This is a genomic window from Candidatus Woesearchaeota archaeon, assembly GCA_018303405.1.
Taxonomy (GTDB): Archaea; Nanobdellota; Nanobdellia; order Woesearchaeales; family JABMPP01; genus JAGVYD01.
Genome location: JAGVYD010000010.1, coordinates 14,866 through 29,811, shown reverse-complemented (window position 1 = coordinate 29,811; position 14,946 = coordinate 14,866). Strand labels below are relative to the sequence as shown.

The 14,946-nt window shown below is 44.8% G+C and carries 12 protein-coding genes; 6 read left to right on the top strand and 6 right to left on the bottom strand.

The window, feature by feature from the left end; genetic code table 11:
- The first annotated feature begins 93 nt into the window (after positions 1-93).
- The 4 genes from J4227_03375 to J4227_03360 all read left to right on the top strand — a co-directional run bounded on the left by J4227_03375 (position 94) and on the right by J4227_03360 (position 3,823).
- Positions 94-789 carry a glucose-1-phosphate cytidylyltransferase gene (locus tag J4227_03375; protein ID MBS3109542.1) on the top strand — a complete coding sequence of 232 codons (696 nt, stop codon included), beginning with the start codon at positions 94-96 and terminating at the stop codon, positions 787-789.
- Positions 786-1,760: a GDP-mannose 4,6-dehydratase gene (locus J4227_03370; protein ID MBS3109541.1), complete on the top strand. Its 975-nt coding sequence runs from the start codon at positions 786-788 to the stop codon at positions 1,758-1,760. The genes J4227_03375 and J4227_03370 overlap by 4 nt, the downstream gene beginning before the upstream one ends.
- Before the next feature lie 9 nt (positions 1,761-1,769).
- The gene (locus J4227_03365) at positions 1,770-2,900 is read left to right on the top strand and encodes a glycosyltransferase family 4 protein (GenBank protein MBS3109540.1); all 1,131 of its coding nucleotides are present in this window, start codon (positions 1,770-1,772) and stop codon (positions 2,898-2,900) included.
- An 83-nt stretch (positions 2,901-2,983) separates the two neighbouring features.
- Positions 2,984-3,823: a CDP-alcohol phosphatidyltransferase family protein gene (locus J4227_03360; protein MBS3109539.1), complete on the top strand. Its 840-nt coding sequence runs from the start codon at positions 2,984-2,986 to the stop codon at positions 3,821-3,823.
- 37 nt (positions 3,824-3,860) lie between these two features.
- Here J4227_03360 and J4227_03355 read toward each other — a convergent pair whose 3' ends face one another.
- Complete coding sequence (locus tag J4227_03355; GenBank protein MBS3109538.1) at positions 3,861-4,652, bottom strand: phosphocholine cytidylyltransferase family protein; 792 nt, start codon at positions 4,650-4,652, stop codon at positions 3,861-3,863.
- 164 nt (positions 4,653-4,816) lie between these two features.
- Here J4227_03355 and J4227_03350 point away from each other — a divergent pair, with 164 nt between their 5' ends.
- Positions 4,817-5,752 carry a hypothetical protein gene (locus J4227_03350; protein MBS3109537.1) on the top strand — a complete coding sequence of 312 codons (936 nt, stop codon included), beginning with the start codon at positions 4,817-4,819 and terminating at the stop codon, positions 5,750-5,752.
- A 47-nt stretch (positions 5,753-5,799) separates the two neighbouring features.
- On the opposite strand, the gene J4227_03345 is transcribed toward J4227_03350, so the two are convergent.
- The 3 genes from J4227_03345 to J4227_03335 all read right to left on the bottom strand — a co-directional run bounded on the left by J4227_03345 (position 5,800) and on the right by J4227_03335 (position 11,015).
- A complete protein-coding gene (locus J4227_03345) occupies positions 5,800-6,492 on the bottom strand; it encodes a gamma-glutamyl-gamma-aminobutyrate hydrolase family protein (GenBank protein MBS3109536.1) in 693 nt (230 codons plus the stop codon).
- A gap of 7 nt (positions 6,493-6,499) precedes the next feature.
- A complete protein-coding gene (locus J4227_03340) occupies positions 6,500-9,502 on the bottom strand; it encodes a hypothetical protein (GenBank protein ID MBS3109535.1) in 3,003 nt (1,000 codons plus the stop codon).
- Positions 9,503-9,668: 166 nt separating this feature from the next.
- Complete coding sequence (locus J4227_03335; protein ID MBS3109534.1) at positions 9,669-11,015, bottom strand: hypothetical protein; 1,347 nt, start codon at positions 11,013-11,015, stop codon at positions 9,669-9,671.
- A gap of 118 nt (positions 11,016-11,133) precedes the next feature.
- Here J4227_03335 and J4227_03330 point away from each other — a divergent pair, with 118 nt between their 5' ends.
- Complete coding sequence (locus tag J4227_03330) at positions 11,134-12,558, top strand: flippase (protein MBS3109533.1); 1,425 nt, start codon at positions 11,134-11,136, stop codon at positions 12,556-12,558.
- Positions 12,559-12,609: 51 nt separating this feature from the next.
- Here the strand turns inward: J4227_03330 and J4227_03325 are convergent, their stop codons facing one another.
- Both J4227_03325 and J4227_03320 read right to left on the bottom strand, forming a co-directional pair.
- Positions 12,610-13,545 (bottom strand): SDR family oxidoreductase, encoded by a 936-nt coding sequence (locus J4227_03325; protein MBS3109532.1) that lies wholly within the window; start codon positions 13,543-13,545, stop codon positions 12,610-12,612.
- A gap of 17 nt (positions 13,546-13,562) precedes the next feature.
- Positions 13,563-14,876: a UDP-glucose/GDP-mannose dehydrogenase family protein gene (locus tag J4227_03320; protein MBS3109531.1), complete on the bottom strand. Its 1,314-nt coding sequence runs from the start codon at positions 14,874-14,876 to the stop codon at positions 13,563-13,565.
- Between the last annotated feature and the right edge of the window lie 70 nt (positions 14,877-14,946).

The window sequence follows — 14,946 nt, the reverse complement described above, 5'->3', positions numbered from 1 at the left end:
GCCGCCATGCTGGCATTTCTGCCTGTTTGTCGACAGAATAACCGACAATGATAACAGAAGACTTTTTAAATAAGTATCAAATAATACTGACCAATGAAAGTGGTTATTTTCTGCGGGGGAAAGGGAACAAGGCTAAGCGAAATGACAGATGAATTGCCCAAGCCCATGATAAAAATAGGCGACAGGCCAATATTGTGGCACCTCATGAAACTCTATAAGCATTATGGGCATAATGAGTTTATTTTGCTTCTCGGATACAGGAAAAAGGCAATCGAGGATTACTTCAGGAATTCAGAATTCAACATAACTTTCCTGGACACCGGGGAGGAAAGCAATAAGGGAGAAAGGCTCAAGATGGCAAAGAAGCTCATGGGCAATGATGAGGATTTCCTGTTGAGCTACGGGGATGACCTGACTGACGCGAATATCAACAAGGTTATTGAACACCACAAGAAGCATGGCAAGATAGTGACCCTGACTGCTGTGAGGCTGATGTCGCAGTTTGGCATAATCACAACAGACAAGGATGGACTGGTGACTGACTTCCTGGAAAAGCCTGTGCTTGACCACCTTATCAATGGCGGGTTTTATGTCATAAACAGGAAGATTTTCAACTATATCAAGAAAGGCTATGACCTGGAAAGAGAGGCATTCACTGATTTGGCCAGGGAAAGGCAAATTGCATCCTATAAGCACAGCGGATTTTGGAAATCAATGAATACCTTGAAGGATGTTATCGAATTCAATGAGCTTTGGAAAACTGACAGGAAATGGGTGGTCTGGAAATGAGCTTCTGGAAAGGGAAAAAAGTGCTGGTCACTGGCGCTGATGGGTTCATTGGCTCATGGGTGGCAAAAACACTAGTTGAGAAGGGCGCAAATGTAGTTACTATTGTCCGCGATATAAAAAAAGAAAACTGCCTTGACATCTGGAACATGAGGCAAAAGATAACAGTTGTCCATGGCGACCTGGTTGATATTGCAGTTGTGCAGCGCACATTGAATGAGTTTGAGATTGACACTGTATTCCATCTTGCTGCACAGGCGCTGGTGGGATCTGCAAATAAGTCACCACTGTCAACTTTTGAGTCCAATATCAAGGGGACATGGAATATCCTTGAGGCGTGCAGGCTGCTCGGCAGCGTCAAGAGAATTGTGATGGCATCGAGCGACAAGGCATATGGCCAGCAGAAAAAGCTGCCTTACACAGAAGACAGCCCATTGCTTGGCTATTATCCATACGACGCCTCGAAAGCATGCGCCGACATACTTTCAACTTCATACTTCAAAACATACGGACTGCCGATTGCAATCACGAGAAATGCGAACACCTATGGCCCAGGCGACCTGAATTACAGCAGGATTGTCCCTGATGTTGTATCATCTGTGCTGAGAGGGGATGTGCCAGTGATAAGGAGCGACGGCACACTGCAGAGGGACTATATGTACATCAAGGATGCTGTGAATGCGTATCTTGCCCTTGCAGAGAATATGGACAGGAAAGAGATTGTTGGCCAGGCTTTTAATTTCGGAGCTGAGACGCCAATAAGCGTGCTTGAGCTGTTCAGGAAGATAATCAGGATGATGGGGAAGAAAATCGAGCCCAAAGTGCTCGGCCAGGCCAGGCATGAGATTGACAGGCAGTACCTTGCCTGCGACAAGGCCCGAAAGCTGCTGAAATGGAAGCCTGAGCATACCTTGGATGAGGGACTCAAAGAGACAATAGAGTGGTATACCAGCTATCTTGGAAAATCCAGATAGCATCTCAAAATGAAAATTCTTGTAATAATGAAGCGCTTTGGCGCTGGCCAGGACATGGTCAGCCGTGAGTTCGGCAGGCAAATCAGCCTATTCAAGCCGCTTGTCCAAGACCATAAAATCGACTTCTTCTGCCCTGACACAGTCAAGCATGAAAATTTTACTGCAAAAAAAAATGGCATAAGGTACATTGTCAGGCCATTTAGGTGGTGGAGCTTCTACAGCCTTTGGAATGAAATGAAAAAAATTGTCCGCCAGGGGCAGTATGATGCTATAGTCGGAACTACAGACCCCATTTATGGCATCATGGCAAATTGCCTGTCCAGGAAATATGGCGTTCCGTTTGTTTATGATTTGCAAGACAATTTTGAGATTTATGATGCCTACAAATTCCCATTGGTCGGGCATTATGACCGAAAGGCAGTTCGCGAGGCTGACGGGCTCATCACGGTGAGCAGGGAATTGAAACGCCACATTTCCCAGTTCAGGAAAGGAAGGATAGGAGTTGTGCCAAATGGCGTTGACCTTGGTATGTTCAGGAAAATAGACCAGAGAATGGCGAGAAAAAAGCTGGGCCTGGCGAAAAAAACAGGGAATAATGGGAAAATAGTTACTTATGTCGGCGAGATCAGCAGCCTGAAAGGCGCAAATGTCCTGCTGGATGCCTTTGATATATTGCTCCGCAAGCATCCAAATACCTATTTGCTGCTAAGCGGGCAGGTAAAGAACAATATTGACATTGAGAGGGAGAATGTGATTTTTGAAGCCCTCCCAAAAAGAGAGGAAGTTGTGCTGGCAATCAATGCCAGCGATGCTGTTGTAATCCCGAATCTTGAAAACGAGTTCAGCAGGTATTGCTTCCCTTACAAGCTGCCCGAATACATGGCATGCAGCGTGAACATAGTCGCGACCAAAATAGGGGATATCGCATTGATGCTTGAGGATTACGGTGATTCCCTGGCAAAGCCGGGTGATGCCAAAGACCTTGCTGACAAACTGGCAAAGGCCCTGGGGAAAAAAGACAGGCCGGATTATTCTGCCCATCTTAAGGAACTGAAATGGGAAAGCCTTTCGAAACAGACTGAAAAAATTATTGAGGAAGCTGTGGGTAGTGGGAAGAGGCAACCTCCGTCGAAAGCATAGATTTATAATCGCGCTTTTGGTTATGCATTGATATAGAATTTACATTGATGCTCGGGCATAGGCCAGAGCCACAGGGGATTGTTATGGTAGAATCGCCAAAGGAATTGAGAAGGATTTGCTATCATGGCCATAAGGTTTTCAGGCCATGGTACAATAAGCATTTTTCAAACAAGGTTTCTATCTATGTCACCTGGCTTCTGCTGCATACCGGGATTACGCCAAACCAGGTCAGCCTATTGGAAATATTCCTCGTGATTACAGGCGCAATATTCATGTTTACAGGAAGCCTGCTCAATATCCTGGTTGGGATATTGATAATACACTTTACGGTCATTCTTGATTGCTGTGACGGGGAAATTGCCAGGTACAGGAGCATGTCCAGCAAATCAGGCATGTTTCTGGAGGATTTTTACCATGCCATGGTCTCGCACCTTATGTTTTTTGCAGTTGCTTTTGGGGCCTATATTAAAACAGGCTGGACAAGTGTGCTGATATTCGGCTTCCTTGCCTCTGTGTTTTCCAAATCCATTGTCATTGAGACAATTTTTTCAACTGTTATGAAGATAAAGCTTGAAGAAAAAGTCAGCAACGAGAAAAAAGGGAAAAGTAAATTGGGCAAGGCTTCTGCAAAGCAGATAAACCTTCAGGGCTCCAGCGCCGGCAAGTCACTGAGCGACCTTTACAGCAAGCTTCTGAATTTTTGGGGCGACCCTGCCCACATAGTGTACCTCACGATAATTTCAATAATTGAATATGCAAATTGGATGAATGGAAGCAGGTATTTTATGAGCTACTCAGTCTTTTATTGGTTCATTGTTGCATATGGTGCGGGTTCTGTTGTTAAGCAGATAATCTCATTTGTTGTGCACTATAATGGAAAGGCAGTTGAGCAGTATTACAAATCTGTTTTTGGCGATAGATAGGCCGATTAGAATTGAAATGGTTGCTCGGACTGGCTCTTTATGCATCCAATTTTATAAATTGCTTGAGCCTGCCTGATTTATGAAGCCCGCTCATTTTCTCATAATCTTCGCTTGTGTCAAATTCGAGCCAGCCACGATTGATTGGTATAGGCATGACTTTGTAGCCCGCATTGATCATTGCCTGGAGCATGCATGTCATATACGCTTTCTTGAAAGACTTTGAGCGCAACCATGGCGCGTCTTTGCTGAAATACTTTTTTTTATTTTCTGAATAGACTTTTTTCAGCGCTGAAAGCCCCTTTTTTGAGAATCTAATAAGGCCGACATAGCGGACCTTGGCTTCTTCAAGGCTGCAGTCCGGATTGCCAAGGTCGATTATTTTTCCATTTTTATCCACCACAAGGCTTTCTATGTCCTTTTCAGGCTCGGAAAGGCGGGCAGCCCAATATGGCCAGTAATCCAAGTCAACAGTCACGCCAATGTCAGCCTTGCTCTGCATCACAGAATCAATCACGCTTTTCTGGTAGACAATATCGCCGTAGCAGACAACCAGGTCATCTGTCATTTCATCAACAGCACAGAAAAGGCTTTCAACCATGTTGGTTGTTGCAAAATCCTTATTCTTGTAATATTTGACTCCGGGATAATTTATTTTTTCAGCCATGTAGCCCGTGACAATGGAAATATCCCTGATGCCTGCATTTCTCAATGTTTCAATCTGCCTTTCCAGAAGGGTCTTGCCGCTGAACTTGAGCATGCATTTTGGCAAATCCTTGGTGTACTTGCCCAGCCTTGTCCCCATTCCTGCTGCGAGGATGATTGCTTTCATTTTGCACTCCTGAGGTTGAAATTTTACTGAGTTTATGTTGATAATTGTATTGCAAATTGTTTTATAAACATTGTGCCTGCATCAATATATATTTACTATTTTATAGTAGAAAATTATACAAAGGTTTAAATATTGGGATAGATGGCTTGATAATAGCAGGCAAAATGGACAAACTTTACACACAGAAAATTGTAAGGCATGGGCACAAGAACAATGACCCAAATGCTCACGGGGCCGGCACAGAAGCATTGCTGGACTCTTCTAAATTGTTTTATATCGTGAATTATGCCGGTGAGATTATGCATGGTCTGCATGGAGATGAAAATGTTATAATAGGCACATCCCCTGTTGACAGGGCAAGGGCAACAGCTGGTATTGTTTATGAGATACTGAATATAGATCCAAGATTGAACGGTGAAAAAAATGGCGCAAGGAGACTGGCAGGGCCAAATGTTGTTCCCCTCATTGGAAGCTATGCCATGGACAGAGATGGGAAAGCGGTTAATTTGGGCCCAAAGGCAATGTCTGATTTGTGGGCGGAGGCAAAAAAATCCGATACCTATGCGGCTGGTGATGGAGAACATGCACCTTTGCGAGCCTGGCTTGAACAAGGACTGGACAACCCACAGGCCGGAAATCCAGCTGATCCAGGAATTTCTTTGAGAGAATATGCATGCAGAATTGGAGCACATTTTTACCGATCCTTAAATTTGTTTAATGAGTCTAAAGTAAGCAATATAAGGCCTAAGCAATTGGACATTAATTTTGGTCATTCCGGGGATATTGAATTTTTCTTATATTTGACACTGGATATGCTAATGGGGAAAGATGGCAGTGACCCTGAAAGATTGATTAAGTATTTTGAACAGACAGGGGGGGCATTGGAACCATTAACAGGCATTGAAGTGGAGTATGACAGCCGACACCCCCATAGCGTTGTATTCAGACAAAGGGGCCTGGCAGGTTTCGAAAAGCCCTCTGTCAGAACGGAAGTTGACCTGGGAATGGAAATCCTTCAGGAGCAGGACAGATGGCTCAGGGAAAATGGCAAAAGCCAGGAAGTGCTTGAGCAGAAAATAGCAATGACAAAATTGAGATAATTCTTTTGGACAAATATTGATTGAATTTTGAATCAGCATTCCCCTGACTATCTTGTATTTCTGGCTTTCCAGAACAATTTCCCAGCCATGAATGCCTTTATAATCTTAGCATTGAATTTATTGTCAGGAGATTTTCTTTCGGGATGCCAGATTATCGCTGCAATGGGAAGCGATTCATGATAGTAGCCTTCAATAACGCCCTTTTCAGACAGTGCAAATGGTTTCAGTCCTTTGGCAAGCTCTTTTTCAGTCATGCCGTGGTCATGGTAGGAGTTCACTTTTCCTTTTTTGCCGAGCACTGCCTGGACTGAAGCATCCACAACTTTTATGCCATGCTCAACGCCAACATGTGTTTCTCCGACTGCGTCCTTGATGCCGGTTATTACTTTTCCGCCGAAAAAGACATTTATGAACTGGCAGCCGCGGCAGATGCCGAGGACGGGAAGCTTGTGTTCAACTGCATAAGCCATGAGTTTTTTTTCTGTTGCATCGCGCATTGAGGACAGTTCCATGCCTTCTTTTCTTTTTCCGCCGTACAGCTTAGGATCAACATCGCCTCCGCCTGTAATGATTAAGGCCTTGACAGGAAGCTGTGTGAAATATTGCTCAATATCAGATGTACTGTTTGGAATGGCAATTAGCTTAATGCCAAATTTCTCAAAAAAGTTGACATAGTTCTGTTCGAGCACATCTATTGCAGAGCCGTGCCTGTTTTTCTCGTTTCTTTGCGTTATGGCCATCCACATTTTATTTTGCCTCCGTGACTGTTATTCGCATGCCTTTGCAGTCCAGCCTTGCCCGTTTTGCTGACTGAAGCTGTGAATATATTGTGCCGCCGCTGCCAATTGCAGCAGGCAGGCTGAATTCAGCGCACCTTATTGTCATATGGGAAGCTGCCCCTCCATATTTTGTGATAAGGCCTTTTATCTCCCTTGTAAAAATCCAGTCATAGCCCGGGTCGCCGTTTTCAATCAGCACAATCTTGCCTTCAATATCAGGTATGCTGGAGTCCGAGCTATTATTTATTTCGATTATTTCCGCCTCAACTGATTTTTGAGTCACAAAATTTGGCTTTGTCTTGTGATGTCTGACAATATCAAAGTCATCTGCTGAAAACAAAATTGATGGAAGCAGAAGGTGGTTGTTAATCCCTCTTTCTTCGGTCCGGGTTTTTATCCTTTCCTTCCATTTGAGGCTGAGCTGGTGCGCATTGGTGGCTGAGTTGTTCATTTCAAATATTTCGTTGATATCCAGCATGGCAATCTCCTGGCGCGTAAAGCCCATTTTCATGCCAGCTTCGGCCAAAAGCTCAATTGCGTCGCTCAGATTCTTTGTGAACTCGAATTTTGAAAGCTCTCTAGATGAGATAGCTGCCTTGACAAATTCCATGAACTGGCCAGCATTGAATGTTAGCCCGTGTTTGATGAATGCTTTGTCTATTTTTTTCCTGTCCTCAGGAATTAGCTTGAAAGTCCGCTTTTTTTCGGATGCTTTGGTTTTTAGCTCGGCATGGCTTGTGCTGATGAGGTCCGGGTTTGAGCCATAACGTGGTGAGGTGATGTCATATGAGCCGGGTCTTAGGTGGGAATATTTTTCAACAAAATCCTCCTGGCTCATTGAGCCTTCGGCCAGTTTTTCAAAGTCTGTTTTCATATCAGTGGCAACGGTTGAGATTGAAGCAAGAAGATTATCCTCCCATTCCTTTGACACAATTTTGTTTGACACAAGGCTCTTTAGGATTATTTTAGCGATAAAAGCGAGCCTTGCCAGCCTTGAGAATTGGACTGTGCCAAGCTTCCTGCAGTCATCGAGAAGAAGTTTTGCGTCAGATATGATCTTCATTGGAGAAGGTGTTTCCTTTTTTTGTTGGAGTGCAATTTTGTCCCTGTTTTTTTTCAGGGAAAATCCATCATCCATGTCTGCCCTGATGGACTGTGGGCTTGCGAGCACAAGGTTGTTCGTTAGGGAAATTAGAGATTGCTTAAGGCTTTCAGTCTCCTGTTTTGAGAAGCCGTTTTTCAGGAGCTCATCTGCTCGAGCATTATAGTCTAAATCATAGCAGGTAAAAAGTATGTCAAATTCCACCTTGTCATACAGCTCTGGCTGTTTTTTTAATTTTTCAAGATAGAATGCAATGAGCTTGCCTCTCAATGCCTTTGATATTGTGGCAGGGGTGAACGAATTGAATGTGTTCCTCACATTGACATAGGGCTTATTGCCGAAAAGCTCAACAAGCTTGGCCGGGCTGACATCAAAATATCCCTGTGATGTCCTTGCCTCGTGCCATGCGCTGTCTGTTATGAGGTAATCATATAAGGAAAAATCCAGATAATGCGGATTGTCCCCAATTATTTCCGCAGGGTTCCAGTCAGGCATGTCAGCGAAAATTGTGTAGGAGCCTTCAAGATGGGCAACTGGCCTGGATAATTGGGAAAACTTCTGTTTCAGCTGTGAAATCCTTTCCCTGACCTGGTCATCCATCCTGGCTTCATTGATGTTGGCGGCCAATGGCCTGACCTGGAACAAGACAACGCTTTCTTTGTTCCCGGCAATGGCAAATTCAATATCCAGCGGCAGGCCGGGAATAAGCTCCTCGAGCTCTTTCACCGCTTCCATGAGTCTTTGCATTTTGGCAGGATACTGCCTGCTTTTTCGGAATATCATCATTGACTGGCTTTCACGTCCAGCTGTCACGCTGTCTGTGCTTTTTGTGGTGGAGTCATAGTTGATTACATAGTAAGGTGCATTTGTCCCAAGAGCGTAGGTGAACACTACGCCTGACATTGCAATGTTTTCTGTCTGCTGCTGCACCAGTATTTGGTTGAAGCTGCTTTCACCCATGCCTTTGGCATACGAATCCAATACCGCATTAATTGCTGATGAAGTGGATTTTTCGTCGCCCGGATTTACATTCAGGACGCTTTGATAGTTTCCTGCGAGCGACTGCTTAAGCGTGTCCTCGTTCACAGCAGATGAACGGACAATGATTTTTCCTGCAAAGCTTTCCTTTATGTCCCTCAGGATTTGCTCCCGCTGGTTTTTCCAGTCTGCTGTTGTGAAAATGTACATTTTCTCAATTCTGGATTTCCTGACAAGAGGCATCAGCGCCTTCAGGGTTTCAGCCTTGGTGGAAACAATCATCTTGTTCCCGCGCTTGTCCTCTGTGTCAAACGGCTTCTTGCCTGCGATGTAAGAGGTGAAGTTGGTTATGTCCTTGAGGGTTGTGCCGGATTCCAGGAAACGGTTGAGTATTTTGTAAGTGGAAAGCCTGTCATAATAGGGATGCTGCATAACCTTGCCATTGATTTGGGTGATGTATTCTGAGCCGTGCACATATTTTAGGTCAGAGCCGTGCACAAGGATTATTTCCGCCTCAGGAAATTCCTCATGGAGCTTTTTTAGGTTTTGAGTCGGGTCGCGCGTTTTTTGCACCATGACCCTGTCAACGCACTTAAGATTGGAAACAATTGCTTTTCTTTCTTCCAGATTGGCAATTGGCCTGGCGCGGTATTCCTCAACTGCCTTGTCTGTCAAAATTCCGCACACATTGAAATCAGAGATTGAAGCTGCATACAGGAGGCTGTTCAAATGCCCGTAATGGAACATGTCCGCAACAACACCGCTGTAAGCTATTGTCCTGACCTTAGGCTGGTCGACTTCAACAAGGTCGCCTTCCCTGACCCCGGAATTCTTGGCTATGGTTATGCACAGCTGGCCGTTTGACTTGTTTTTCCAGACTTTGGCTTTCATGGCAGTTCACTCCAAGTGCGAAATTATAGAGGTATTTAAACTTTAGCGTTTTAGATACTAGTATTACTAGTAGAATATATTATTATTCAGATAAAATTCGAAAATATTATTTATTTTCATATATGATTAGGAGAAGCAGGGAATAAGCCAATCAGACCAGTTTGGCTCAGAACAGTTTGGCATCCTTGAGTGCTGAATAAACATGTTCAGCTACGAATTTATTTCCCTTTTTGCTGTAGTGCCCGCCATACTGATTGTCATCAGAGTAAAGGCTGTCAATGTCCCTGGCTTTCAGCAGGCTGTCTGTCAAATCAATTGCCACCACATTGCCTGAAATGCTTTTGATAAATTCAGCATAATAATTGCCGTGCTTTCTGACAAAGGCCACATCATCTTTTTGCGGCAACATCAGGAAAACAGGCCTGAATTTCATGCGCTTGGCATAATCTGCAAATTCCTTTACAACCAGTTGCCTCATCAATTCAGGGGCATAATCATTCTTGGTGTAAAGCGCATATCTCAGCTCCAGGTTAATGTCCATTATTACTTTCATGGGAGTGGAATAAACCTGTTTTGCCTTTTGCTCAGCTGATTCGAAGAATTCAGACCAAAGGATGAGCAGGGCAAGAGGGATGTTCCTCAGCGGATTGCCAAAAAATGACATTGTGTAGGGGAAGCTTATCATTTCCTTCCTGAACTTTGCCTTATAAAAATAATCATTCTTCTGAAAATAATCAAGATGGCCTTCAAGGCTGAGAATCTTCTCCCTTGATGTCATTATGTTTGGCACAAGCCTGGGCTTTTTGCCGCCGAGCACGAACATGGGCTTGAATGCAAGGGCATTCCCGAACTCATTGTAATGCTTCCAGATGCACAGCACACGCACAATAGTGGAGGGGACAACCCCGATTATTACTACAGGGGTCCGGCTGCTTGGATAGTCGCGCTTCATCCTGATTATGGACTGGTCAAGCCCATAATTTCCCACGCCAAGATTAAGCACGTTGCTTTTTGTAAGCTTGCTGAGGTGCCATTCCCATGTCTGGTTGTCATTTACCTGGCGCGCAAAGGCAAAGCTGTCGCCGTAGACAGATATTTTGAGAGGCTTTTTTTCATAACCCGGATTTTTTCTTGCTCCATTTGCACCGATGTGATATTTTGAAGTGCCTTCCTTTCCCTTTTCTTCCTTTGAAGTGTTTGGCTTCCTGATCCAGCCAAGCTCTGCATCAAAGCCATGTTTCATGAAGCTGTCGAGGCCCTTAGGATTAATTTCGGGCAGTTCATCCTTTGCAGTTATCATCCATGGAAATTTGCCCCGGAGATAATTGACAAATACCTGCATAAGAATTTCAAGTATGATGATGCCAAGCACATAGTACAGCAAGCTGGTGTAGTTTTGCCTGAACAGCAGGCAAAAAACCGGAAGTGCAATGATTAACAGGACCACGAATTTGCCAAAATTCACAGCAGAATGCCTGGGCATTCCGCGAACCAAAACTGGCTTATAGGCCATAAGTCTTGCCCCCGACACAGCCTGAGGCTGGTGCATGATATGATACATGACGATATTATCTGCTAAAAGCTAAAATAAACATTTATAAACATATTGGTTTTAGGATGGACCGGTCAGAATGGAAGGAGTCAGAAGAATTGCCAGGAATATTTTTGTGCTGACAGCTGCTGAATTCATAGTCAGGGTGCTGCAGATTTTCCTTGTCGTGTTCATGGCAAGGGAGCTTGGCAGCGCGCTTTTTGGAAGGTATAATTTTGCGATTTCCTTCTCCATGATTGCTGTTATCCTGGCAGGGCTGGGCCTGCAGCTATTGCTGGTGCTAAAAGTCAGCAGGGACAGAAAATTGGCTGCAAGGTACCTGAGCAATTCCTTGTACCTGAAGCTGTGGCTGACAATTGGTTCATTCTTATTGGTGATGCTTTTCCTTAACCTTCTTGGCTATCTCAGGGAAGTGAGAATAATTGTCTATATTTTCTTTGGCTCGTTCCTGTTAAAATCCTTCACTGACCTTTTCAGCTCAGTGTTCGTCGCTTATGAAGAAATGCAGTGGGATGGGGCAATCAAGGCCTTGCGGGCAATCCTTCTAACTGCCGGTGTGGTAGCAGCGTTGTGGAATGGATATGGCCTATTTGCTGTTGCCCTTTTGTATTTGTGCAGCGAGGCAGCATTGCTGATCTTGTCATTCTGGATTATGGCTGCGAAGTATGTTAGAATCAAATATGAGCATGACTGGGCTTTCATAAAGGGCCTGTTCATGGAATCAATACCCTTTGCACTTACCCTGGTCTTTTACAATATCTATTTTTACATAGGCAGTGTCATGCTTTCCAAGATGAGAGGGGATTATGAGGTGGGCATTTACAGCGCTGCATACAATATCCCACTGGCCATAATGATCATACCTTACATTTACACATTTGCCATATTCCCTGTTCTTTCAAGGGTCTTTACCAGGTCATCTGACAGCTTCAAAATGATTTATGGCAGGTCGGCGAAGTACATGATGGTACTGGCACCTCCAATTGCAGTCGGATTCTTTGTGCTTGCCCCACAAATAATAACGATTCTATATGGCCATGCATATGAAAGCAGCATAATCGTGCTGAGGGTTTTGAGCATTGTGGTTATTTTCAGGTTTTTGAGCAATGTTAATGGCAGTGTTTTGGCGTCTATGGACCGTCAAAAGGAAAGGGTGGTTTACCAGGGGATCACCGCTGCGGTGAACATTGTGCTGAACCTCCTGATAATACCAATTTATGGATTTGTGGGCGCGGCAATAACCACAGTTATCAGCGAGCTGCTCTTGATGTTATTGTATTATCACCTTATTATGAAATATGTGGATTCAACAGTTGCTTTTTTTGAGATTTGGAAGCCCTTTGTGGCTGCGCTTGCCGCATCGTGCATTTTCCTGGCCAGCATCAGCCTGTGGGTGCAGATAGCATTTGCCGCATGCATATATGTTGGACTGACACTGCTCATGAGAGTGTTTGACAATAAGGATTTGGAAATGCTCCAGGCAGCAGTCAAAAAGAGAGTTTGAAAAAGATGTGCGATGTATTGGCTGGGAATGAAATGTAGAGAGAGAAGTGAATTATTTCTTGATTGTCGCGATAGTCATTTTAAGGCCGTCCCTTAAACTAACCTTTGGTTCCCATTTCAGGAGCTTTTTGGCACGGGCAATATCAGGCCTTCTGACCTGCGGATCATCAACGGGCAAAGTCTTGTAAACAATCTTGCTTTTGCTTTTTGTAATGTGGATTATTTCCTGCGCCAGCTGCCTTACTGTCATTTCAGTTGGATTGCCTATATTCACGGGCTCCTGGATGTCCGACTTATAGAGGCGGTAGATGCCTTCAACCAAATCTGACACATAGCAAAAGCTCCTTGTCTGATCGCCCTTGCCAAAGACAGTTATTGGCTTGCCGGCCAAAGCCTGGTCTATGAATGCAGGCACTGCCCGGCCGTCATGGCCCCTCATCCGAGGCCCGTATGTGTTGAAGATTCTTGCTATTCTGGTGTCAACATGATGTATGTTCCTGTAGGCAGTTACCAAGGCCTCTGCGAATCTCTTGGCCTCATCATAGCACCCCCTCGGGCCGACTGGATTAACATTGCCCCAGTATGTTTCAGGCTGGGGATTCACCAATGGGTCGCCATACACTTCAGAAGTGCTTGCAAGCAGATAGCGGGCCTTTTTCATCCTGGCCAGGCCAAGGGTATTGTGGGTTCCCAAACCTCCAGCCTTCAGCGTCTGGATTGGGATTTTTGCATAGTCAATTGGAGAGGCTGGGCTGGCAAAGTGGAGGATTCCGTGCAGCTTGCCGGTAATCCAGATGTAATTGGTGATGTCCCTTTTCACAAACTTGAATCTCTTCCTGAGTTTTTTGTCGGACAAGATGTGGCTTATGTTCCGCAGGTTTCCAGTAATTAGATTGTCCAGGCAAATAACTTCATAGCCTTTTTCAAGAAAATAGTCGCATAAATGGCTGCCAAGAAAGCCAGCGCCCCCTGTTATTAAAACCCTCATTTTCCCGAGCCTGTTGCCTATACGGCATCCCCACGGCCAACGCCATGGTACCTGAAGCCATTCCTTTTGACTTCAGCTGAATCATAAATGTTTCTTCCATCAAAGATAAGCGGCCTTTTCATCAGCCTTTTCATCCGCGGGTAATCAGGAATCCTGAATTCATCCCACTCTGTGCAGATTATCAGGGCATCTGCGCCCTTTAAAGCATCATAGGGGCTTGCCGTGTATCTGACATCCTTGAAAATTTTCTTTGCATTTTCTTCCGCAACAGGGTCAAATGCCGAGATTTTGGCACCCTGCTTCTGGAGCTCATTGATGACAATGATGGACGGGGCTTCGCGCATGTCGTCTGTCTTTGGCTTGAATGAAAGGCCCCAGACTGCAAAATGCTTTCCTTTTATGTCCTGATTGAATTCAGACAGCACCTTTTCAACGACAAAGAATTTCTGCCGGTTGTTGACCGAATCAACAGACTCAAGGATTTCAGCAGGGCAGTCATGCTCGGACATGCTGTATATTAATGCCTTGACATCCTTGGGGAAGCAGCTGCCCCCGTATCCAATTCCCGCATGCAGGAATCTCGGACCAATCCTGTCGTCCAGGCCCATGCCTTTTGCAACAAGCCTTATGTCTGCGCCAATTTTTTCGCAAAGATGTGAAAGCTGGTTCATGAAAGAGATCCTTGCTGCGAGCATTGCGTTGCTTGCATATTTTATCAGCTCAGCGCTCTTGATGTCAGTCACGAGTATGGGCCTTCCAGCCCGCTCAATTGCCCTGTAAATGGAAAGCATGTGCTGTTTTGCCCTTTCGCTTTCAACTCCGACTACAATCCTGTCAGGCACCATGAAATCATTTATTGCCTCGCCTTCCCTCAGAAATTCAGGGTTGGAAACAAGGTCAAACGGGATGCTCCTCTTCTGGCTTTTCCTGATAACTGCCTTAACCTTGTCAGCTGTGCCTACGGGGACCGTGCTTTTGTCAATGATTACCTTGTACGAGTTCATGTGCTTTCCAATTGAAGCTGCAACATCGTAGACATAGCCAAGGTATGCCTCGCCATCGTCGCCCTGCGGGGTCCCGACTGCAATGAAGATTATTTCAGATGAGCGGATTGCGCTGGCAGCGTCGGTGGTGAAATGAATTCTTTTTTCCTTGTAGTTTATTGTCACCAGCTCGGTCAGGCCTGGCTCGAAAATCGGGATTATTCCCTTCTTGAGATTAGAAATCCTTTTTTTGTCAACATCCACGCATGTGACCATGTTCCCAAGATTGGCCAGGCATGCTGCAGTCACTAATCCGACGTATCCTGCACCGAAGACTGAGATTCTCATATGACACCAACCCCTTGCGCCCTAAGGATTAAATTATTGTATATGTTATCAGCATCCATTTAAAAAACTT